We start from the raw sequence: 21,955 nt of genomic DNA on the forward strand, positions 1-21,955 counted from the left end.
GCATTTGGCAACAACTGCTTAAACTATAAAAAAGGCGGTACGACTTATGTCTTACCGCCTTTTTTTATATTCCGAATTCAATGTTTTTTATGATTTAACGTATCTGCAGCGAGCCCTAATTTATTTTGCGCAGTCCTGTTTATCTTCAACTGCTTGCTTATTTCCCGTATTGGGCAATTAAATCACGAACGTACTGCTTACAGCGTGCTACAGCCTCTGAAAAGTCGCCATTCCCTACGCTTCCCATTGAATAACGCAGCCAATACCCATCAATTAATGCAGCAGTAGACGCAGCGGCGTTTTTGACCTGCTCAGGCTGAAGTAGCTTGCGATAGCTAAACGCTAAATTACGCTCTAAACGTTTGTGGTTAATACACTGCAAACGATGCAAGCCTTCGTTGTGGAGTGACAGCGCCCAGAAATTAAACCAGGTATTGGTGGCTGAGCTTGCGCCTTGTGTTTGTGAAAAGTTATTTTCGATAATGAAATCAATTCGCTCTAGCGGATCGTCAATTCGCTGTGTAATTTTGAGCGCATCGAGAAGGTGGCGCATGGTTGCTTCAATTAAGCCTTGTTTGTCGCCAAAATAGTGACTGATTATCCCTGAAGAAAGCCCAGCTTTTTTACTAATTAAGCTAATCGTTGTTCCGTGATAGCCCACTTCTGCCATCACGTCTAACGTTGCTTCAATTAATTGTTTCTTACGAACTGGCTCCATTCCCACCTTGGGCATGCTACAACTCCAAACCTTAAATCTAAAAAAATAACCCGCGACAGCGCTATGCTGCCGCAGGCATGATATCACGATTAAAAGGTTAAGCGTGCGTTGACTGCAACAGCGCGAGGCGCGCCAATCCAAAATGCACCTGGGGCAATGGTAGACGCATAGTCTTCATCAAACAGGTTGTTTACTGTTAAACGCACTTCCAGCTCTTCAACACCTGGGCCAATGTTTTCGATAAAACCGCCAATATAGAAGTCGCTAACTATATAGTCATCAACTTGTGCAGCGTTATCAATATCCAGGTAGCGACTATCAACGTATTTGGTAGACAAACCAGCAAAGTAGTTATCGCGAGCCCAGTCGAGGCTTACAACCGCCATAGTGTCAGGTGTACCGATAACGGTATTACCTTCAATGGCTACCAGGGATACCTCAGGGTTTTCAGCGTCTGCAATGGCCGCTTGGGCATCGGCAAGGGTATCGTATTGCGTACCTGAACTGCCTACCGTCGCAACGTACTCAGAATCACTTAAGGTAATCGAAGTAAACAACGAGAACTCTTCGGTTAACATAACGTCTGCTGAAACTTCAAAACCACTGGACTCTATACCGCCCACGTTTTTGTATCCACCCGCGGCTGCTTCAAGAAAGTCTATGCCCTCTGAGGTTTCGTTACTGGTAAATTGAATACGGTCGTTAAACTCAATATTGTAGTAGGTCACGCTGGCATTAAAGCCCGGTGATGCGTAGCGCAAACCCACGTCTATGTTGTCAGCAGTTTCTGGCTTTATAAAGCGAAGGTCAGTATCGTTACGTTCTAGTTGCGCATCTTTAATTGCCGCAAAGTTTTCACCGTAACCTGCAAAGACCTCTAGCCCTTCAAATGGCAATGGTGCAACAATACCCGCTGAGAATAGCGTATCTGAATCAGTATTCACCGCTAAGTTGTTGGCTGAATCAAAGTTGTCCGTTTTTTCAATATCGACGTTAAACTTCTTCGCACCAGCACGAATTCGGGCAAAGCCTAGATCAAGCTCATCTTCAACATAATACATTAAGGTATCAACTGGGAAGGTTCTATCGTACTGCACCCAGTAAGGCACGTTGTCATAATCGACGCTAATAGACGAATTAGTAATTTTGTGCCAATCACGAGACTCGCCTCGCTCATAGTCTTCCCACCAAATACCAAATCGGACCGTATTATCAAAATCACCAACTTTGGTGTACCAGACTGCATCAGCATTAATACCAATACGCTCTTTATCATAATGAGTATGACGATATGAGCCCACAGGAATTGCGCCTTGCTCGTGACACCCCGGATCATACTCAGCGCCTGCGCCACCATAAGGGAAAGTCAATGAGCTTTGACACCCTTCAATAGGGCTTAGCTGATTGCCTTGTCTATCCACAAAGTAAATTTGTCCGAGTTGTTGCCCGCCGTAAACCGTATTACCGACCACAAGCTCTGAATGGCCTTCTGCGCCGTCATCAGTAACATCAACGATATATGGAGGCACCCACTCACCACGGCCTTCATTGTCGTGATAATACACGTTGGTCATAAAATCGACCTGACCAATCGTAAATTCTGCCTGTAAATAGGCGAATAAGTTTTCACGTAACGTAGACCAGCCACGGCGATATGCCTGATCTTGATAAGGCACGCCTGTCCATTCGTCGGTTAACTGATCCCAATCTGGGTTTTGTTCATATTGCGCCAGCCCATAAATGCGCTGATAGTTATCTTCGTGAGTATCGTCGTAAGACAGGTAACCCGTAAGCGACACGTCGTTAACCGTAGAGATAAACTTCACGGCTAAGTGGTCTCGGGTGTTCTCTGCTGCTTGCTGCATAAAGTCAGAGCTTTCTTGGCTTGAAAGACTTATCCACGCGTAGGTATCTTTAAAAATTTCGCCCGTTTCATAACGCACGTAATATTTTGATGCGTCAAATGAACCCGCTGTCACACTAGTAACCAGTCCTTGTTCCATAGACGGGTCTATGGTGGTGAAATTCAGTGTTCCGCCAAGGGCTTCATGTGAACGGGAAGCGATATCCGCCGTTCCTTGAGAAACTTCAACGCCTTTTACGTTTTCAGTGTCGATATAGCGATTCGCTTTTGCGCCACCACCGTAGTTTGAATTACCGTTGGCAATGCCGTCTACCGTCATACCAATTTGCTGTTCGTTTAAGTTAACTTGAAAGCCACGAATAACAATAGACGTTGACCAATCATCGGCTCCAAAGGTATCACCTTCGTTAATAAGTACACCCGGCAGGTTATCAACCGCAGCTAACACGCTGCTAAGATTAGCCTGTTGTTTAAACATGTCGTCACTCGTTGCATTGTTCGCGTAAGAAACGCTTCGCCCTACAACGGTGATTTCTTCTATGCGCTCTTCGTCAGCACGTTCCGCTTCTTCGGCGAGAACCGGTAAAGGTGCTGTTACCGCTGCCATAGATGATAGAGCTGCAAGTATCGCTACAGATAGTTTATTGCGTGATTTCATGTGTTTCCCAAAGTAGTTGTGTATAGTTTGCGCACCACTTTAGAAGCGAATTGTTACACTTGCGTTAAGTTTAATTGAACAATCAATTAATTTAAAAGCAATTCATTTAATAACTAACGTTCAACGGAAGCTCAGACCAGCTTGTTGATTTAGATTGCAGTTGCGTAATTAAAGTTAATAAGTGAAAGAAACAAAAAAGCCCTCACTAAGGAGGGCCAAAAGGGAAAGGTTTATCTTACCTTGATATTAGTTTACGACTGCGTTGCGGCTTGAAAACGGGTGTTTTTGCTTTCAGTCCCGGCTACTTGCTTTTCTGCATAAAGCAAGGCGTCGTGCAAGGTTTCAAAATTGGGTATACCAGGGTGTGCTTCGTTTACGCCCTCTAACACCTTATTGACCTCAGCGTTTGCACCGCAAATGACTAGCTGACGACCAGCAGCAAGTGCGTCTGAGGTAACTGTATCAACTGCCATCGCAGCAGAAACATCCATAAGTGGAACGCGCGAGAAATCTAAAATGGTGACTTTAGAACCCGGTTTCACACGCTCACGAACGTGGTGGCCCAAATCGGCAGCCGCACCAAAGCTTAGTGGTCCGCCAAAACTAAAGATTGATACTTTGTCTTTAAGCGACTCTAGTAGGTCATTATCTTTAGGGTCGTTTAACGACTCAGGGATTTTCTTAAGCTCTTCAATTTGCAGCTGTGCGATTTGCTTAACGTAAGCTAATGCTGCGAATACCACGCCAACACCAACTGCTGTGATCAAATCTACAAATACCGTTAGCGCAAGTACCATAATCATAAGGCCAAAGTCCCAACGCGGTCCTTTGTGTGCACGCTTTAAGTAGCTCCAGTCAATGATATCTAAACCAACTTTAACCAAGATACCGGCAAGAACAGCGTGAGGAATTTGCGCCGCTAGCGGGCTAAGACCTAACACAATTGCTAGAAGCACTAGCGCGTGAACCATGCCTGAAATGTTGTACTTACCACCACTACGGATATTTACAACAGTACGCATAGTTGCACCTGCACCTGCAATACCGCCGATAAGACCAGCAAATGTATTACCAATACCTTGGCCGATTAGCTCTTTGTTACTATCGTGACGGGTACGCGTCATGTTATCAGCAACAAGAGATGTAAGTAGACTGTCGATGGCTCCCAGCACTGCTAGAATAAAGGCGGCTTCAAGAATAAGCAGTGCTTTACTTTGCTCAAATACTGGAAGGTGCAGACTTGGTAGTCCTGTAGGAATGTCACCAAGAACAGGTACAGATAGCGCAAGGCTTACTAATGTTCCGATAATTAGTGCAGCCAGAGCACCAGGCACATACTTACCTAGTTGCGGTGGCCACTTGTAGGCAATAACCAAAGTACCAAGGCCAAGCGCCAAGGTTGCAAAATCGATATCGGCAAGCGCGGTTGGCAAGTATGTCAATGCGCCTATCGTTCCGCCAGGAGGCTCATGACCCAGCAAGCGACCGATTTGAAGAATAATGATGATTGCACCAATGCCCGACATAAAGCCCGAAATAACCGGGTATGGCACTAAGCGTATATACTGACCTACGCCTAAAAAGCCAAATACTATCTGAAAGATACCGGCTAATATCACGGCGGTGAATATAAGGCTGGCGTCGCCTGATAGACTTGCGAACAAGCCTGCAAGAACAACAACCATAGGCCCCGTTGGACCAGAAATCTGAGCTGGTGTACCACCGAAAAGTGCGGCAAAGAAGCCAACCGCAATAGCACCGTACAGACCCGCCATTGGGCCTAAGCCTGACGCTACACCAAGTGCAAGCGCCAGTGGTAAAGCAACGATACCGGCTGTTAAACCGCCGGTAAAATCGCCTCGTAGGTTTGAAAGGTTAATTTTTACCATAGTTATAGACCTTATTCACCGCGAGCAAGTTGTGCTTCGGCAGTAGACTCGTCCATTACATCAAATTCACCAGACTCAGTGTTGTAGTAAAGCACTTCACCTGAACCAATGTTATAAACCCATCCGTGAAGTTTAACCTGACCTGTTGCAATTTTTGCAGCAACAGCAGGGTGAGTGCGAAGGTGCTGAATTTGCTGAACAACGTTCTCTTTCGTTACCGCTTCTAGATCGTCAATAGAAAGGTCTGAATGGCCACAGCGCTCTTTAACAACTTCAGTTGCAACACGGCAATGACCTAGCCACTCTTTTACATGCGGAAGCGCACTTAAGCCTTCAGGGTTGATGGCGCCTTTCATCGCACCACAGTCAGTATGGCCACAAATAACAATGTGAGAAACGCCCAGTGCAGCAACTGCAAACTCAATAGACGCTGTCATGCCACCAGTTTGATTGCTGTGAGGAGGTACGATGTTGCCAGCATTACGGCAGATAAATAGTTCACCCGGATCAGTTTGTGTTACTAAGTTCGGGTCGATACGTGAATCAGAGCACGTAATGAAAAGCACTTCAGGGTTCTGCCCAGTAGCTAGTTTTTGAAACGTAGCTTTTTTGTTTGGGTAAACTTCTTTCTGGAATTTGGCAACACCTGAGATAACGTGATCCATATATAACTCCCAATTTTTTAATAATTGTAATGATTATGTAATTACGCCAGTTTCACCTGATAGATTAATAGTTTAATATACTAACTCGCGATAGCTAAATGCTATCACCGCTTACGTATCACTATTCATAAGCATAGTAAGAGAGAGCCATTTTCACCATGCAATTCAACGGAAAGACCCCGTCAATTAACCAAATCCGCTATTTTGTTGCAGTGGCTAAATACCTAAGCTTCAGGCAAGCAGCGGGAATACTGGGAATTAGTCAGCCTACTCTGACCAGTCAGATCAGTGCGCTAGAAAACCTATTAGGGCTAACGCTTTTTGAACGTTCACGCACAGGAACGCTGTTATCTCCCCAAGGTAAAGCCTTGCTTGATGCAGCGGAAGAGGTGCTACAGGCCTCTCAACGGTTCAGCGAAATTGCACGAGACTTGTCCGAGGGTGAAGTTGTAACCTACCGGTTAGGAATACCGCCAACACTAGGGCCTTATTTGCTTCCCTTTGTGCTACCAGATCTGCACAAACGGAAGCCCGGCTTGCGCTTCTATGTTCGAGAAGGCGCCCCTAACGCATTGCAACACGGTCTACTGCGTGGTGAATATGACCTAATTCTTTCCCCACTTTCGGGCGAAAACTCTCAATTGATCACGCAACCACTTTTTAAAGAGCCGTTAAAATTTGTAACGCCTTCCGATCATAAATTAGCGGGCAAAGCCTATGTTAAACCGCACGAGATAAGTGGTGAAAAAGTATTAACGCTAGAAGACCGGCATCACTTTCACCACCAAGTACAGCGTATTTGTGATGAGATCGGTGCCGATTTACAACGTGATTACGAAGGAACCAGTCTAGATACTTTGCGCCAAATGGTGGTAATGGGAATGGGCGTGGCCTTTTTGCCAGGACTTTATATTCATTCTGAGTTGCACAAGCCTGAAGCGTTACATGTATGTGAGATTGCTGATATGCCTATTGAGCGTCAGCACTCATTAGCGTGGAGAAACACTGCGCCTGGACGAAAGACCTTTAGAGAAATATCAATTATCATAAAAGAGATAATTGAAACTCGCCTGTCGGACGCCGTGACTATAGTCAGTGCTGCCCCAAGCCCTCTTCAAAAACGTTAAACTGGTTGTAATTTATTATGATTGATAGACAACATTTACGAATAGTAAGAGCGATAGATGCTGAAGGCACGATGACAGAAGCGGCAAAATCGCTTTTTCTAACCCAGTCAGCGTTAAGCCACGCAATGAAAAAGTTGGAAGCCCATTTTGACGTACCGCTTTGGAAAAAAGACGGCAGAAGACTCACGCTGACTCAGGCGGGTCAGAGTGTATTGGGCTTAGCTCACCGAGTTTTACCCCAGTTTGAGCATACTGAAGCCCAATTACGCCGATTCGCCGATGGAAAACAGGGCATATTACGTATTGGTATGGAGTGCTACCCGTGTTTTGAATGGTTGCTCAAGGTAGTGGCGCCTTTTTTGAAAGCCTTTCCAGATGTTGATGTAGATGTACGCCGCGCGTTCTCTTTTGGCGGTTTACAAGCACTTCACGGGTACGATATTGATATATTGCTCACACCAGACCCTCTTTCACTTGAAACCATTACCTACACACCAGTGTTCGAATATGAACAAGTGTTGGTAATGGATAAGCACCACCCTTTGGCAGAGAAGCCATTTGTTACACCGAAAGACTTAAGCAATGAGACCCTTATCACCTACCCCGTAGAACTCAGTCGACTGGACGTATTCACGCATTTTCTTACTCCTGCCAATTGTACGGTCAAACAGCACAAGACCATTGAGACGACTGAAATTATCTTGCAAATGGTTGCAGCGGGGCGTGGAGTTACGGCGCTGCCTAAATGGTTGATTGAAGAATCGAAAGAGCGCGATCTTTTAGCGTACCGGTCTCTTGGAGAGCATGGTATATCGAAAACCTTATATTTGGGTCATAGAAAAACGCAGGACGTATTGGGGTTTGTAGATGATTTCATTTCTCTTTCTCAAACCCACAAACCATAACCCTTCTAAGCTTTACGGTGGAGATGCCATTGCTTGTTAGAAGTGGGTGAATCGCTTGCCATCTAAAATGGCAAGCGGGAAACCACTATTTTAAAATGCAACTGAATGCGCAGTACTTTCAGCCACGAGAGGCACTAAATCTTAAATTGGCCCACCAGCTCTTTTAAGTCACCAGAGACGGCACTGAGCTGCGTCGCTTCCACCGCTAACTCTTCAGCGTGTTGACTAGTTTTGTCACTTAAGCTTGTGATTGCCACGAGCGACTTATTAATGTCTTGAGCTACACCCGTTTGCTGCTCGGTGGCAAGAGCAATGTGAGTACTTTGCTCGTGAACCAAACCTATAGACTGTGTAATATGTTTAAGCGTTTCGACAACTTTTTCTGTCTTATCAACACCAGATTGGGAACGGGCTTGTCCTTCCTGCATGACACTGTTGGTCTGTTCAGACATCGCTTGCAATCGCTCAACCATTTTTCGTATATCAGTGGTCGATTCTTGTGTACGGCTTGCCAGCGAGCGAACTTCGTCTGCAACGACGGCAAAACCGCGCCCCTGTTCTCCCGCTCTCGCCGCTTCAATGGCGGCATTTAAGGCAAGTAGATTAGTTTGTTCAGCGATGCTGTTAATGACGTCGACTACAGCACCGATGCTGTCTGACTCTTTGCTCAATCCGCCCACAACTTCAACACCCTGACTGATGGCGTCGGCTAGCGCGCGAATTTCTCTCATAGCGTCTTGCACTTGCTCACTGCCGGCTTGTACCAATTCATCTGCTTTAGTCGCAGCGTCACTGGACTGTGCCGCATTTTTTGAAATTTCAACGACGGTGGCGGCCATCTGCGTCACTGCCGTAGACACATTGTCCACCTGACTACGCTCTTGGTTAATTTCCTTGCTAGTCGCGTGACTCACATCTCGAAGGTGATCCGCTGCATCAGAAACAGCCTTAGTGTTAGCGGCAGTATCTTTTAGCAATGATCTTAGTTTATCGGTAAAGGTATTAAACTCTATGGCAAGCGCACCGATTTCGTCGTTACTCTTAACTTCCAGACGCTTGGTTAAGTCGCCGTCGCCATGCGCTATTTCCGCCATTGCGTTGCGCATTTCGACCAAAGGCTGAGTGACTTTAGCACTCGCAAAATAAGTAATAAGTGCTATTAATCCAATAATAACAATGGCGACTATAATTGCCGTAGTAATTGCATTATTTATAGGGCTATCAATGATGCTTGCAGGGATAAGAATACCCAGCGACCAGTTCATTTGTGGGTTAGTTAACTTAGCGTGCTCAAAAACCGCAACATAGTCTTCCCCCTTCCAGGTTACGTGCACAATACCAGATTCATTAGCCGCTATATTACCCGCCAACTTGCCAAACCCTTCGGTGCTATCAAACACGCTGTCAAAGTTGCCAATAGAGGAGCTTAGTGGCAACGCCTTGCTCTGTTTTGGAAAGTAAACAATGTTTTGGTTTTCGTCGAGTAAAAACGCCGTGCCTTGTTCTTCATAACGAATGGCATCTATGACCTTACCCACCGTGCTAATAAGAATATCGACCCCGCCAACGCCTAGTAACGCTCCATTTTTGTATATCGGGGCTTGTACTACTGCAGATACGCTTCCATCTTGAGAATCGACAGCGGGGGGCGTTACATACAACTTGCCCTTCTCTACGGCAGTAGTAAACCACGGGCGCTTAGTTGCAAAGTAACCGGCGTTAGGATTGCCAGCATCAGGACCCGAAGTGTCGACGCCGACTCGGCCCTCTTCGTAAAAGTATTCACCCGTCTTAGCTGAACCAAAGAATGCAGATTTAATAATGGGATCTTGGCTGCTGATGCCCTTGAAAGTGGCATAAATATTTTTAGATTGAGCCAGTTGGCTTTCGGGCGCCCCTCGCGTGTTATGGCGCGTAAAAAAATCTTGTAGAAAAGGGCTACTTAGGAACGCTCTAGCAACGCCGCCATAAGTTGCGAAGAAGCCTTCAACGTCATTAGCCTCACGTGCAACTAAGGATTTAAGCTCTTTTTCTACGCGACTGCGGGTGTTATCTGCAACGGTATTGACTAAGAAAAACGCCGTGATAAGTAACATCAAAGCTATGCTACCACCAACGATAAGCATAAACTTCTTTTGGAGTGATATGGATTTCATTTGTACTTCTCATTGTTTACTAAACGCCATAACGTGTGAAAAGTGTATTCCAGCACTAGGGCCTGTTGACCTTTGTTGTACATTTTTGCAGCGGTCTTTGTGCCATCTAGACAAGGCGGATGTTTGACGGTTTAGTTTTATTAGTATAAAAGCGCAAGTGAGCCGAGCTCGCTTGCACTTCTAATACTTTGAGATATACAGGAAAGTTTTACAACCTCTGAAAGTCAATTATACGAAAGTTTAAATGCAGAGCGGATTGAACGCTTAGAAGAATTAGCTGTAAAAGCAGAGATAAGCGGTAGGCGTAGACACTTTAACGTCAAAAGATGCATCGGCAGGCACATTAAAACTGGTACCCGTTGCGAAAGATTGCCATTCGTCACTTCCCGGTAGCTTTACCACTAGCTCACCTTCAACCACTTTCATCAGCTCTTTTTGAGAGGTAGAAAATGTGTATTCACCCGGCGACATTACGCCCGAGGTACAAGGGCCGTTTGCAGATTCAAACCCAATCGAGCTCACTTTGTTGTCGAAATAATGGTTTACTTTAAAGCTCATAGCTACTCCTTTGATTGATGCAATTGATACTTCTTTAGCGTTTTCGCCAAATAAGCATATGGTTGTTGGCGGGCATGTCGATAATTTCTAGCAAGCTTAACTCGCCTGCCCAAGCAGTAAGTTCATTGATATCGCGGTAGCCACCATAACCACGCTCTAAAAGCGAAGCATGGAAGGCTTGGTTACTTTCAGAAGTAAACTTACCGCTGTGTGTAAAAGGGCCATACTGACAGAATATTCCCCCTTTGGGTAAGTGCAACGCTACTGATTCCATTAGTAGCTTCGCCTCTTCTTTTTGCATGATATGCGCGGTGTTTGCCGTAAAAATGCCGTCTGCGTCGAGATTGGGAAAGTCATCTTGCCCAACGGTAAATGCTATGGGAGGTTGTATATTCCCCGCATTTGAATCACTCAGCCACGCGGCAATGCCTTCGTGATAGTGTGGTTGGTCGCTTGTGTGCCAAATAAGATGGGGTAAGTGTTCAGCCAAAAATACGGCATGTTGACCTGTCCCGCTTCCTATTTCCAATACTTGTCGGCAGTTAGCAAATGTACGTTCAAGCACGCTCAAAATAGCGCGCTTGTTGTTTTCACAGGCCTGACTAAAAGGCTTTTCGACTTGCATACACGTTACCTGCCTTACCAGCATTAATCACTTAGGTTAGGACCCAACCACTTTTCAGCTTCTTCCAAGGTCCAGCCTTTACGTGTGGCGTAATCTTCTACTTGGTCGGCTTGAATTTTGGCAACCGCAAAGTATTTAGCATCAGGGTGAGCAAAATACCAACCCGATACCGACGCGCCCGGCCACATGGCGTAACTTTCCGTAAGCTTCATACCTGTATGCTGCTCTGCTGACAATAAATCCCAAATAAGCTGCTTTTCAGTATGCTCGGGACACGCGGCGTAGCCTGGTGCCGGTCGAATGCCTTGGTATTTTTCGCGAATAAGTTCTTCGTTACTCAGTGATTCGTTAGCGGCGTAACCCCAATAGTGTTTACGCACCTGCTCGTGCAGATATTCCGCAAACGCTTCGGCAAGTCTGTCTGCCACCGCTTTAACCATAATACCGTTGTAGTCATCGCCTGCTTGAATATAGCTATCAGCAAGCTCGTCTTCCCCTATACCACCGGTAACAGCAAATGCGCCGACGTAATCATTTATGCCACTCGACTTTTCAGCTACAAAGTCTGCTAAACAATAATTAGCAAATTTGTCTTTTAGCGTTTGCTGACGCAAATGATGGGCAACACCTTGAACCTGGTTTCTCGACTCATCAGTATAAATTTCAACATCGTCATTAACGCGGTTGGCAGGAAACAAACCGATAACGCCTTTCGCCTGAAGGCTGTTCTCTTCGATAACTTTATCTAACATAGCGTTGGCGTCATTAAACAGTGACTGCGCCTGCTCCCCCACTACTTCATCTTCGAGTATACGCGGGTACTTGCCTGCCAAAGACCAAGTTAAGAAAAACGGCGTCCAATCAATGTAGTTGCGCAACGTAGCTAAATCGGCGGTTACCGGTGTTACACCCAGGCTCGCAGGTTTTACTGGCAAAGTCGTAAAATCTGGCTTAAAAGCGTTTTCTCTGGCCTGTTCTAACGTCACCGGCTTGCTGCGCGGCTTCTTACGAGCGTGCTGTTCACGCACTGTGTCGTATTCTTTTGCCAGTTCCTGTGCGTAAATATCCCTAGACGCTTTGTTTAAAAGACGCTGGCACACGCCTACTGCTCTACTTGCGTTTGGAACATAAGCGACAGGTGCATGATAATTTTGTTCTATTTTTACTGCGGTATGCGCTTTTGATGTAGTCGCCCCGCCAATAAGAAGCGGAATATCGAAACCCTGACGCTCCATTTCTTTGGCAACGTGGACCATTTCATCAAGTGATGGTGTAATTAGACCCGACAAACCAATCATGTCGACGTTTTCATCTTTGGCGGTTTGTAAGATTGTTGCCGCTGGCACCATTACGCCAAGATCAATCACTTCAAAGTTATTACACTGAAGCACCACGCCCACAATATTCTTACCAATATCGTGAACATCGCCTTTTACCGTAGCGAGAAGAATTTTGCCGTTGCTCTTTGCATCGTCTGATTTTTCTTCTTCAATAAAGGGCTGTAAGTGAGCTACCGCTTTTTTCATTACGCGGGCCGACTTTACCACCTGCGGAAGGAACATCTTACCTTCACCGAATAAATCCCCTACCACGTTCATGCCGTCCATTAGCGGCCCTTCGATAACGTGTAACGGACGCTCAGCTTGTTGACGCGCTTCTTCGGTATCTTCAATGATGTAATCGGTAATGCCTTTAACAAGCGCATGCTCTAAGCGCTTATTCACTTCTTGCTCGCGCCAGGATAAATCTTCCTTCGCGGCCGCTTTACCGTCGCCTTGATAGTTCGGTGCAATATTGAGTAAGCGTTCAGTAGCATCACTTCTGCGGTTTAAAATCACGTCTTCAACCGCATCGCGCAATTCAGCGGGTATTTCGTCGTATACTTCTAGCTGACCTGCATTCACAATAGCCATATCCATACCGGCTCGAATAGCGTGATATAGGAATACCGAGTGCATAGCTTCGCGAACCGGATTGTTCCCTCTGAACGAGAACGAAATATTAGAAAGGCCGCCGGAAATATGTGAGTACGGACAGGTTTTACGTATCTCGCGGGTCGCTTCAATAAAATCAACCGCGTAGTTATCGTGTTCCTCAATACCTGTCGCTACAGCAAAAATATTAGGGTCAAAAATAATATCTTCAGGTGGAAAGCCGATTTCTTCGGTCAGCAGCTTGTAACTACGCTGACAAATCTCAACTTTGCGGGCTTGTGTATCGGCCTGGCCGGTCTCGTCAAACGCCATAACTACGGTTGCAGCACCATAGCGCTTTATTAGCTTGGCTTGGTTTAAGAAGATCTCTTCCCCTTCTTTTAAGCTAATAGAGTTAACAATCGCTTTGCCCTGCACACACTTAAGCCCTGCTTCGATAATCTCCCATTTAGACGAGTCGATCATAATGGGAACTCGGCTAATATCTGGCTCAGAGGCAATCAGGTTTAAAAAGGTGATCATGGCCTGCTTTGAATCAAGCATGGCCTCATCCATATTGATATCAATGATTTGAGCACCGTTTTCTACCTGCTGTCTTGCGACATCAAGTGCGGTTTCATAATCACCTTCAAGAATAAGACGTTTAAAGCGAGCAGAGCCTGTAACGTTGGTGCGCTCACCGATATTAATAAATGTAGAAAATTCTGCGCTCATAATGCCCTCCTAGTGTACAAACGGCTCTAGGCCTGACAAACGCATTTTAGGTTCAAATTTGGGTAGCTTGCGTGGCGCGATACCTTTAACCGCGTTAGCAATATCGCGAATATGCTCTGGGGTACTGCCACAACAGCCCCCTACAATGTTCACTAGCCCTGACTGCGCCCATTCTTTGATGTGTTCGGCCATCTCTGGCCCTTCCATATCGTATTCACCAAATTCGTTTGGTAAGCCAGCATTAGGGTGTGCGGATATGAAGCACTCACTAACAGTAGCCACTTCATCTACGTATTGGCGCAATAGATCCGGGCCCAGTGCGCAGTTTAAGCCGAAGGAAAATGGGCTAATATGTCGCATCGAGTAATAAAACGCTTCCGCGGTTTGACCAGACAGCGTACGCCCAGATGCATCGGTAATAGTGCCTGATACCATCACTGGTAAAAATCTACCGAGTTTTTCAAATACCGACTCTACGGCAAACGCTGCCGCTTTGGCGTTTAGCGTATCGAAAATAGTTTCGAGCATGATTAAGTCAACGCCGCCCTCAATGAGAGCTTCGGTAGACTCGCTATACGCTTCTACTAATTCGTCAAACGTGACATTGCGCTTGCCTGGGTCATTGACGTCAGGTGAAATTGAAGCAGTGCGGTTTGTTGGGCCTAATACACCGGCAACAAAACGGGGTTTCTCAGGTGTTTTTGCAGTAAATTCGTCTGCTGCTTTACGCGCTAATTTAGCCGCTGCTAAATTGATATCACGTGATTGGGCCTGCATATCATAATCGGCCATAGCGATAGTCGTAGCATTAAACGTATTCGTTTCAATAATGTCCGCACCAGCTTCAAAATAATCGCAATGAATTTGGTAAATAATATCTGGCTGGGTCAGGACCAGCAGATCGTTGTTGCCCTTTACGTCGCAGTGCCAGTCGGCAAACTGCGTCCCGCGGTAGTCTTCTTCTTCTAACTTATGGCGCTGGATCATGGTGCCCATCGCACCGTCTAAAATAAGAATGCGTTTATTAGCGGCTTCTGTAAGCGTTGCCTGCGCGTTTGAATGTGATCTTTGGCTCACGTGCTACCTCTTTGGCTGTGACTTTTCAGCAAGCTGACTTAAATCGTAAGGCGTGGTCTGATAGACATAATAATTCAGCCAGTTCGTAAACAATAGGCTGCCGTGCGAGCGCCACTGTACTATAGGAGACTTGGCTGGATCATCCCCTTCAAAATAGTTTTTCGGCATTGCCGGCGTTTGTCCCGCCGCAATATCCCGTAAATATTCGTCTTTAAGCGTATCTGGATCGTATTCTGGATGGCCCGTTACAAACACCATTCGCTTGTCTTCTGACGCCACGATATACGCACCCACATCGTCGGACTCTGCCACAACACTCAACCCATCAACACTGTTATATAACGAGGTATTGATGTGCCCATATCGAGAGTGTGGGGCGTAAAACGTGGGGTCAAAACCTCTCAATAGTTCATTGTGAGGATCGTTCACTTTATGCTTGAAAACACCGGAAAATTTTTCGTCTCTGATCTCTCGGGTTATACCATAGAAGTGATACATAGCCGCATGTGCAGCCCAACATAAATACAGAGTAGAGTTAACGTGTCGCTGCGCCCACTCCAGTATGGTGGTCATAGTGTCCCAGTACTTCACCTCTTCATAATCGATAAGCGCGAGAGGCGCACCGGTTACTATAAGCCCATCGTATTTTTTGTTCGCGACTGCTGAAAAGTCGTGATAGAAGGCATCCATGTGTGACTGTGGAGTATTTTTGGGTGCTTGATTATCAATTCTAATTAAATCCACGTTTATTTGCAGCGGCGTGTTCGATAACAGGCGGAGTAACTGTACCTCTGTTTCTATCTTATTCGGCATCAAATTAAGAATGCCGACTTCAAGAGGACGAATATCCTGATTGGCAGCCCTGTCCATGTCCATGGTAAAAATGTTTTCACCTAGTAGTACATTCTGCGCGGGTAACTGCTCAGGAATACGAATTGGCATAGAGGACTCCAGTGATAATTTACAATATCTGTATTGTGTCTATAACTGGCGATATGTCAACATCTTTACGTCTAGACGTCTAAACGTTTTTTTATCTGGTAGGAAAAATGTTAGCTGTTTTGCTTATGCACCATCACTAACATTTCAGCTTCAGCGCGAGGAATGTCACAGGCTTCAATAATTTCGTCAATACTGGCGCCTTGCTTAACTAAGTCTGCAGCACGTTGATATAAACGTAGTGAGGGGTCTTGCAGTTTAAGTTCACGAAGCTGATTTTCTATATCAATTTGCTTTTCGTCTAGCTCTTGAAGGTGGCGAGTAATGACCAATGTGCGTGCTTGCGCCTCTGTTTGTTGGTTATTTGCGTTTTTAGCGAGCGCTTCAGCACGGGCAATAGCCTCTGCGTTAGCTTGCTCACTTTCGCTTAGTGCTATGCGTAGCGTCTTAACATGCGAGTACAGAATACTTACAGTAACAGCAAGTACAATGATAAAACCGCTCAAGATAAGTTCAATGAAGGTAGGTGCAGCAAGCTGCCAATCCATGGACGTAACCCTTGGGAAAGTGTAAGCGGTATAGACAATCCATACCGCCTATTCATTATCTATATGTTGCTAAGCTCATCCCACTCTTCGTCGCTTAGCAATTTATTGAGATCGACTAGGATGAGCAGTTCACCATCGCGGTTGCTAACGCCTTGGATAAACTTGGCACTTTCTTCAGTACCAACGTTAGGTGCACTGTCAATTTCTGAAGATTTCAGATACACCACTTCGGCTACACTATCCACCAAGATACCGACAACCTGTTCGTCGGACTCAATGATCACTATACGTGTATTGTCCGTGATTTCCGTCGGAGGTAGCCCAAAACGCGCGCGGGTATCGATGACGGTTACCACGTTGCCACGCAAATTTATAATACCAAGCACATAGTCTGGTGCACCGGGTACAGGGGCTATTTCGGTATAACGCAAGACTTCTTGTACTTGCATTACGTTAATACCGTAAGTTTCTTCACCTAAGCGATACGTCACCCATTGAAGGACTTCGTCGTTGCTGTCGGTAGCATTATTATTCATTCTTTCGTCGCTCATGAACCTGGCTCCCAATACTATGGCGTCTGGTCGTTACTGCCTAAGCCTTTGTTAAGCATAGATATTAATTCTTCAACGTCAATTAACGCGCACATTTTTTCTTTAACCATCCCTGCTAACCAGGGACGCTTACCTGTGGACTCGCGCCATTTAACATCATCGGTAGTCAAATTGACTGTGTTTACAAGCTTTTCGCTTGCTAATCCCCACGCGCTCTCTCCTAACATTATAAGATATCGGTAGTTAAGTGATTGTGCGAGGTTTTCGTCATATTTTTCCGGCATTACCCATTTTGCAGAGTCAACAACACTTAGTTTAGACTCTCTGTGCAACATTACACCCATAAACCAGTCAGGTTTTCCAAATAAGGGGCCTATTTTTTCAATTTGGTGAATACCACCTAGCGATGTTAATGGCACCGCAAGGGTTAATCCCGCCACCTCAAAGAATAGCGCCTGAAAGCGAAAGCCGAGAGTATCCTTTAGTGGAACTTTTGTTTTTGGAGTTCGGCCTAATACCTCGTCTTGTCTTTGCTCTATTGAAGTTTCGGCATCAAGATGTTGCTGTTCATCCTCAATCGTCTCTACTTTTTGCGTCTCAATTAACGATGTAACCTTTTCAGCTATCGCCTCTTGTTCATTCGATAGTGGCTCACTTTCATTTGCCGTTGAAGCGAGCGCTGTTTCAGCCATCTGCTGAGAAGCCTGTTCGAGCAATTTTGCCGTGCGCGCAGTCACATCTTCCGGTGCTTCTGGCTCTTTGAGAAGGCTGTCTAAGTATGCCTCCATCACTTCTTCACGGGCAAATGGCGATTGCTTGCTCATGGTTTTGTTATTTCTCCAATACGGCTAACAGTTTATCGTAGGCATTTACACCTCTCGTCTTCGGGTACGCTGCAGAGATAGGTAGTTGAACCAAACTCGCATCTCTGAAATGCGTATCAACGGGAATGACGCCTTCCCAGACTCGCTCGCCGTAATCGCTCATTAATCGTTTTCTTGACGCTAACGCGGCGTTTGTACGCTTATCAAACATAGTTGGAATAATCAGGGTGTCAAAGGACTTGTTTAACGAACGTCCCATGATTTCCATAGTACGGATCATCCTATCCAAACCTTTAAGTGCTAAATACTCTGTCTGAGTCGGCACAATCACCTTATCGCATGCCGCTAGTGCATTTACCATCAGCACCCCTAAAACCGGAGGACAGTCGATAATAGCAACGTCGAATTCACCGGATATTTTAGCGAGTGCTTTTTTCAACACTAAGCCCATACCCTGTTCGCTTCCCATGGTTCTGTCTAGCGTCGCTAGAGCCATAGTCGCTGGTAGCACATACAAATTATCAAGCTTTGTAGGACAAAGGCAATCCATTACGTTATCGGCAGAAATCTCATTAGACTTAATAAAAATGTCGTAAACTGAATGACTTGTCGCTTCTGCATCAATACCAAAGTAATAGCTGAGCGATGCGTGTGGATCAGTATCAATCATAAGCACTCGCTTGCCCTTTTGAGCCAGCAAGCCACCAAGGCTTACAGTTGTAGTGGTCTTACCTACCCCGCCTTTTTGATTTGCTACCGTCCACACTTTCATAATTGCTGTTCCATTACTATTCAAACTGCTATCGCATTTCGGTTTGAACGCAACTGCTCATATCATCGATATTAATATTCTTACTCGATATGTTGGCCGCGGCGACAGCTTGAGGCATACCATAAACTACACAGGAGTCTTGGTCTTGCGCCCAAATAGTCGCACCTTTATCTTTAAGTAGTCGACAGCCTTCCCTACCGTCAGCCCCCATACCCGTTAATATAACTCCCAATACATCTCCACCATAGGCTCTAGCTAACGAGCTAAAAGTAAGGTCTACACTTGGCTTATAGTTCACTTTATCTGCCTGGCTTGCATCGACAATCGATATCCGCTTGTTGCTTCCGATAGACTCAATAAGCATTTGCTTGCCTCCGGGCGCAAGGTAAGCATGCCCAGGCTTCAAAATATCGCCTTGTTCAGCTTCCTTCACAGCAATTTTGCAATTGCTGTCTAAGCGCTGTGCAAATGCACTAGTGAAGGTGCCGGGCATATGTTGCACAAGTAAAATAGGGTAAGGAAAGTCCCCAGGTAAGGGAGAAAGCACTTTTTGAAGTGCTACGGGCCCACCTGTTGATGCCCCTATTGCCAAACATTTATACTGCTTCCCTGTTGGTCTCACAGACGAAACGGTAGGCTGCTTAGCCGCGTCTTTATGACCAGAAAGTAACCCCGAGGTTTTGAAAAACGCTTGTTTAGGCGCGTTATCAGGAAGTTTTCTGGTCTCAATATTGCGAAAGGTTGGACGCTTCAAGCCCAGTCCTCTTCGCGCTATCAACCTAACCTTAGTACAAAGTAGCCGCGAAGCATCTTTTCTATCTTGCGCGATGTCTTCGAATTTTTTGGGCAAAAAATCTAGCGCGCCTGCTTCTAACGCGTCAAGCGTCGCTTGGGCACCGTGGTGCGTTAGTGAAGAGAACATTAAAATAGGTGTAGGACGTTTATCCATGATGGCCTTAACGGCCGAAATACCATCCATAACTGGCATTTCAACGTCCATGGTTATTACATCGGGTTTGAGCGCCTCAGCTTTGTCGAGTGCATCACGCCCGTTTCTCGCTTCCCCAACAACTTCAAGTTCTCTATCGCCGTCAAGTATTTCTCTTACTCGGCGGCGATAAAAGGTCGAGTCGTCCACGACTAGGACTTTAAAGACCATGGATTATCATTCCTGTTAATTCATCGCCTTACTTGATGGGTTTACGCGCGTACCGTTTTAGCAGGCTCGGAATATCTAAAATTAGTGCAATTCCACCGTCTGACGTAATTGTTGCTCCCGCCATACCGGGCGTACCTTGCAACAATGCATCAAGCGGTTTAATAACCACTTCTTCTTGGCCTATTAGCGCGTCTACGACAAACCCGACTTGCTGTGTACCGATTTGCACAACAACAACATGCCCCTTTTCTTTATCGATATTTTTGGGGCCTCGGATTAACCATTCACCAAGGAAAAACAAAGGAATTGCTTTTGAACGAACTATCATTGTTAGTTGGCCATCGACCGTATTGGTCTTCTTGATGTCCATGTTTATTATTTCGTTCACCGCACCTAATGGTAACGCAAAGGTCTGTTTTCCTACAACAATCATTAATGTGGGTAGAATGGCTAGCGTCAGCGGAACTTTAATGTCCAGTCGCGTGCCTTTTCCTAGCTGTGAGTCAATGTTCACGGTGCCATTGAGTTGGTTAATTTTGGTCTTAACCACGTCCATGCCAACACCGCGACCAGAAATATCGCTGATTTCTGTCTTAGTTGAGAAGCCTGGTGCAAATATAAGATTGAACGCTTCAACATCTGACATTCGTGCTGCAGCATCCGCGTCTAGTACGCCACGACTAATAGCGATCTCTTTTAGCTTCTCGGCATCCATTCCCTTACCATCATCTTCGATTGTAAGAAGAATGTGGTCGCCTTCTTGAGATGCTGATAGCTGAACCGTACCCATGCGAGGCTTACCTGCAGCAGCACGGTCATCCGGCATCTCAATACCATGGTCAACAGAGTTTCTCACCAAATGCACAAGTGGATCGGCCAGCGCTTCAACCAGGTTTTTATCTAAATCAGTTTCCTCACCCACAAGTTCGAGGGTTATTTCTTTCTTCAAGCTTCTTGCAAGGTCTCGAACAACACGAGGGAAACGACCAAACACCTTCTTGATAGGCTGCATGCGGGTTTTCATTACCGCACCTTGCAAGTCACCCGTTACCACATCTAAGTTGGCAATGGCTTTTGACATGCTTTCGTCGTTACTGTTGATACCTAAGCTAATGAGCCTGTTTCTCACTAGTACGAGTTCGCCTACCATGTTCATGATTTGGTCAAGGCGCTTGGTATCTACACGTACTGTAGTCTCAGCAGGAGGCGCAGCAGGTGCTGCCTTCTTCTCATCTTTTTTCGGTGCTGCTTTGGGCGCAGCAGGAGCGCTTGTTTTAGCTGGCGCTGCAGCGCTAGGCGCTGGTGTCGCTTTAGGCGCGGCTTGTTTTGCTTTCTGAACAGCTTCTGTTGCTGCTTTATCTACAAGAGGCTCTTGCGTCGTTGTCGCCGCGCCCTGCTTAGTCGGCCCCTGGCCAGAACCATGTAACTGATCAAGTAGCGCTTCGAATTCATCGTCGGTAATTTCTTCGTCACCTGCGCTGGTTGCTGATGAAGATGGCGCTGCAGATGCTGGCGCTGGCGCAGCCACCGCTTTTTCTTCACCGCCAAATTTACCTTTTCCGTGAAGGTCGTCTAACAGTGCTTCGAACTCTTCGTCGGTAATATCATCGCTATCAGAACTCGCCGCCGGTGCAGATGACTTAGCAGGTTCGCTTTTAGCTGGTGCTGACTGCCCTGGGGCGCTAGAACCATGAAGCTCGTCAAGAAGAGCCTCAAATTCATCTTCGGTAATTTCGTCAATACCACCGCTACTATTATTGGTATCAGGCGTTGACGGTGCTGGCTCTTCTATAACTAACTCGGGCTCTTCAGATACCACCTCTGGCTCGGCAGCGGCCGTACTGGCGTTATCGAATATGTTTTCATCTGGAGATTCTGGGCGGCTTAATTTGTGTAAAACGTCCACTAGATGCGCATCTGCAGGCTCCAATGGATCGCGCGCTTTGACGCGCTCGAACATTTCAACGACCACATCCGTGGCCTGCAAAATAATATCCATTAATTCAGGTGTTAGCGTTCTTTGGCCATTGCGCATTACGTCAAAAACGTTTTCGGCACCATGACAAATTTCAACTAACTCAGTAAGAGAAAGGAAGCCCGCTCCCCCTTTTACTGTATGATAGCCGCGGAAAATTGCATTTAGTAAATCCGCGTCTTCAGGATTGTTCTCAAGATCAACGAGCTGTTCTTGTAATTGTTCAAGTATCTCTCCGGCCTCAACCAAAAAGTCCTGTAATATATCCTCGTCAACATCAAACGACATGCGCCCGCT

18 protein-coding genes are annotated in these 21,955 nt (G+C 45.9%); 2 read left to right on the top strand and 16 right to left on the bottom strand.

Annotated features, from left to right (window positions below; genetic code table 11):
- Positions 1-157: 157 nt before the first annotated feature.
- The 4 genes from betI to AC27KT_RS01605 all read right to left on the bottom strand — a co-directional run bounded on the left by betI (position 158) and on the right by AC27KT_RS01605 (position 5,794).
- Entirely contained in the window at positions 158-733 is a 576-nt protein-coding gene (betI, locus tag AC27KT_RS01590) for a transcriptional regulator BetI (protein WP_487126815.1), read from the bottom strand.
- 74 nt (positions 734-807) lie between these two features.
- Positions 808-3,240: a TonB-dependent receptor domain-containing protein gene (locus AC27KT_RS01595; RefSeq protein ID WP_487126817.1), complete on the bottom strand. Its 2,433-nt coding sequence runs from the start codon at positions 3,238-3,240 to the stop codon at positions 808-810.
- A 251-nt stretch (positions 3,241-3,491) separates the two neighbouring features.
- A complete protein-coding gene (locus AC27KT_RS01600; RefSeq protein WP_487126819.1) occupies positions 3,492-5,129 on the bottom strand; it encodes a SulP family inorganic anion transporter in 1,638 nt (545 codons plus the stop codon).
- 11 nt (positions 5,130-5,140) lie between these two features.
- The gene (locus AC27KT_RS01605) at positions 5,141-5,794 is read right to left on the bottom strand and encodes a carbonic anhydrase (protein ID WP_014948664.1); all 654 of its coding nucleotides are present in this window, start codon (positions 5,792-5,794) and stop codon (positions 5,141-5,143) included.
- A gap of 158 nt (positions 5,795-5,952) precedes the next feature.
- Here AC27KT_RS01605 and AC27KT_RS01610 point away from each other — a divergent pair, with 158 nt between their 5' ends.
- Both AC27KT_RS01610 and AC27KT_RS01615 read left to right on the top strand, forming a co-directional pair.
- Entirely contained in the window at positions 5,953-6,921 is a 969-nt protein-coding gene (locus AC27KT_RS01610; protein WP_487126822.1) for a hydrogen peroxide-inducible genes activator, read from the top strand.
- A gap of 17 nt (positions 6,922-6,938) precedes the next feature.
- On the top strand, positions 6,939-7,826 hold the full coding sequence (locus AC27KT_RS01615) for a LysR family transcriptional regulator (RefSeq protein WP_487126824.1): 888 nt from the start codon (positions 6,939-6,941) through the stop codon (positions 7,824-7,826).
- Positions 7,827-7,960: 134 nt separating this feature from the next.
- Here the strand turns inward: AC27KT_RS01615 and AC27KT_RS01620 are convergent, their stop codons facing one another.
- From AC27KT_RS01620 to AC27KT_RS01675, 12 genes are all read right to left on the bottom strand, one after another.
- Complete coding sequence (locus AC27KT_RS01620) at positions 7,961-9,982, bottom strand: methyl-accepting chemotaxis protein (protein WP_487126826.1); 2,022 nt, start codon at positions 9,980-9,982, stop codon at positions 7,961-7,963.
- A 273-nt stretch (positions 9,983-10,255) separates the two neighbouring features.
- Entirely contained in the window at positions 10,256-10,540 is a 285-nt protein-coding gene (ppnP, locus tag AC27KT_RS01625; RefSeq protein ID WP_014948660.1) for a pyrimidine/purine nucleoside phosphorylase, read from the bottom strand.
- A 34-nt stretch (positions 10,541-10,574) separates the two neighbouring features.
- The gene (locus AC27KT_RS01630) at positions 10,575-11,165 is read right to left on the bottom strand and encodes a DUF938 domain-containing protein (protein WP_487126828.1); all 591 of its coding nucleotides are present in this window, start codon (positions 11,163-11,165) and stop codon (positions 10,575-10,577) included.
- A 23-nt stretch (positions 11,166-11,188) separates the two neighbouring features.
- Positions 11,189-13,813: a methionine synthase gene (gene metH / locus AC27KT_RS01635; protein WP_487126830.1), complete on the bottom strand. Its 2,625-nt coding sequence runs from the start codon at positions 13,811-13,813 to the stop codon at positions 11,189-11,191.
- Between the two features lie 9 nt (positions 13,814-13,822).
- Positions 13,823-14,890: a homocysteine S-methyltransferase family protein gene (locus AC27KT_RS01640; protein WP_487126832.1), complete on the bottom strand. Its 1,068-nt coding sequence runs from the start codon at positions 14,888-14,890 to the stop codon at positions 13,823-13,825.
- 3 nt (positions 14,891-14,893) lie between these two features.
- Positions 14,894-15,832, bottom strand: coding sequence for a homoserine O-succinyltransferase MetA (gene metA, locus AC27KT_RS01645; RefSeq protein WP_487126834.1), 939 nt, complete (start codon positions 15,830-15,832; stop codon positions 14,894-14,896).
- A gap of 110 nt (positions 15,833-15,942) precedes the next feature.
- On the bottom strand, positions 15,943-16,377 hold the full coding sequence (locus tag AC27KT_RS01650; RefSeq protein ID WP_487126836.1) for a DUF2802 domain-containing protein: 435 nt from the start codon (positions 16,375-16,377) through the stop codon (positions 15,943-15,945).
- A 59-nt stretch (positions 16,378-16,436) separates the two neighbouring features.
- Positions 16,437-16,928, bottom strand: coding sequence for a chemotaxis protein CheW (locus AC27KT_RS01655; RefSeq protein ID WP_039223036.1), 492 nt, complete (start codon positions 16,926-16,928; stop codon positions 16,437-16,439).
- A gap of 17 nt (positions 16,929-16,945) precedes the next feature.
- On the bottom strand, positions 16,946-17,752 hold the full coding sequence (locus AC27KT_RS01660; RefSeq protein WP_487126839.1) for a chemotaxis protein CheW: 807 nt from the start codon (positions 17,750-17,752) through the stop codon (positions 16,946-16,948).
- A 7-nt stretch (positions 17,753-17,759) separates the two neighbouring features.
- The gene (locus AC27KT_RS01665; RefSeq protein ID WP_487126841.1) at positions 17,760-18,524 is read right to left on the bottom strand and encodes a ParA family protein; all 765 of its coding nucleotides are present in this window, start codon (positions 18,522-18,524) and stop codon (positions 17,760-17,762) included.
- Between the two features lie 28 nt (positions 18,525-18,552).
- Positions 18,553-19,683, bottom strand: coding sequence for a protein-glutamate methylesterase/protein-glutamine glutaminase (locus AC27KT_RS01670; RefSeq protein ID WP_487126843.1), 1,131 nt, complete (start codon positions 19,681-19,683; stop codon positions 18,553-18,555).
- Positions 19,684-19,711: 28 nt separating this feature from the next.
- Positions 19,712-21,946 carry a chemotaxis protein CheA gene (locus AC27KT_RS01675; protein WP_487126845.1) on the bottom strand — a complete coding sequence of 745 codons (2,235 nt, stop codon included), beginning with the start codon at positions 21,944-21,946 and terminating at the stop codon, positions 19,712-19,714.
- Positions 21,947-21,955: the final 9 nt, after the last annotated feature.

The organism is Alteromonas sp. 5NW40-0090 (genome assembly GCF_057552975.1).

Coding starts and splice junctions, on each gene's coding strand:
- AC27KT_RS01655 (WP_039223036.1), bottom strand. CDS start 16,928: ATGAGCGACGAAAGAATGAATAATAATGCTACCGACAGCAACGACGAA.
- AC27KT_RS01595 (WP_487126817.1), bottom strand. CDS start 3,240: ATGAAATCACGCAATAAACTATCTGTAGCGATACTTGCAGCTCTATCA.
- ppnP (WP_014948660.1), bottom strand. CDS start 10,540: ATGAGCTTTAAAGTAAACCATTATTTCGACAACAAAGTGAGCTCGATT.
- AC27KT_RS01660 (WP_487126839.1), bottom strand. CDS start 17,752: ATGAGCAAGCAATCGCCATTTGCCCGTGAAGAAGTGATGGAGGCATAC.
- AC27KT_RS01630 (WP_487126828.1), bottom strand. CDS start 11,165: ATGCAAGTCGAAAAGCCTTTTAGTCAGGCCTGTGAAAACAACAAGCGC.
- AC27KT_RS01665 (WP_487126841.1), bottom strand. CDS start 18,524: ATGAAAGTGTGGACGGTAGCAAATCAAAAAGGCGGGGTAGGTAAGACC.
- AC27KT_RS01615 (WP_487126824.1), top strand. CDS start 6,939: ATGATTGATAGACAACATTTACGAATAGTAAGAGCGATAGATGCTGAA.
- AC27KT_RS01620 (WP_487126826.1), bottom strand. CDS start 9,982: ATGAAATCCATATCACTCCAAAAGAAGTTTATGCTTATCGTTGGTGGT.
- AC27KT_RS01650 (WP_487126836.1), bottom strand. CDS start 16,377: ATGGATTGGCAGCTTGCTGCACCTACCTTCATTGAACTTATCTTGAGC.
- AC27KT_RS01670 (WP_487126843.1), bottom strand. CDS start 19,683: ATGGTCTTTAAAGTCCTAGTCGTGGACGACTCGACCTTTTATCGCCGC.
- AC27KT_RS01610 (WP_487126822.1), top strand. CDS start 5,953: ATGCAATTCAACGGAAAGACCCCGTCAATTAACCAAATCCGCTATTTT.
- AC27KT_RS01675 (WP_487126845.1), bottom strand. CDS start 21,946: ATGTCGTTTGATGTTGACGAGGATATATTACAGGACTTTTTGGTTGAG.
- metH (WP_487126830.1), bottom strand. CDS start 13,813: ATGAGCGCAGAATTTTCTACATTTATTAATATCGGTGAGCGCACCAAC.
- metA (WP_487126834.1), bottom strand. CDS start 15,832: ATGCCAATTCGTATTCCTGAGCAGTTACCCGCGCAGAATGTACTACTA.
- AC27KT_RS01605 (WP_014948664.1), bottom strand. CDS start 5,794: ATGGATCACGTTATCTCAGGTGTTGCCAAATTCCAGAAAGAAGTTTAC.
- AC27KT_RS01600 (WP_487126819.1), bottom strand. CDS start 5,129: ATGGTAAAAATTAACCTTTCAAACCTACGAGGCGATTTTACCGGCGGT.
- betI (WP_487126815.1), bottom strand. CDS start 733: ATGCCCAAGGTGGGAATGGAGCCAGTTCGTAAGAAACAATTAATTGAA.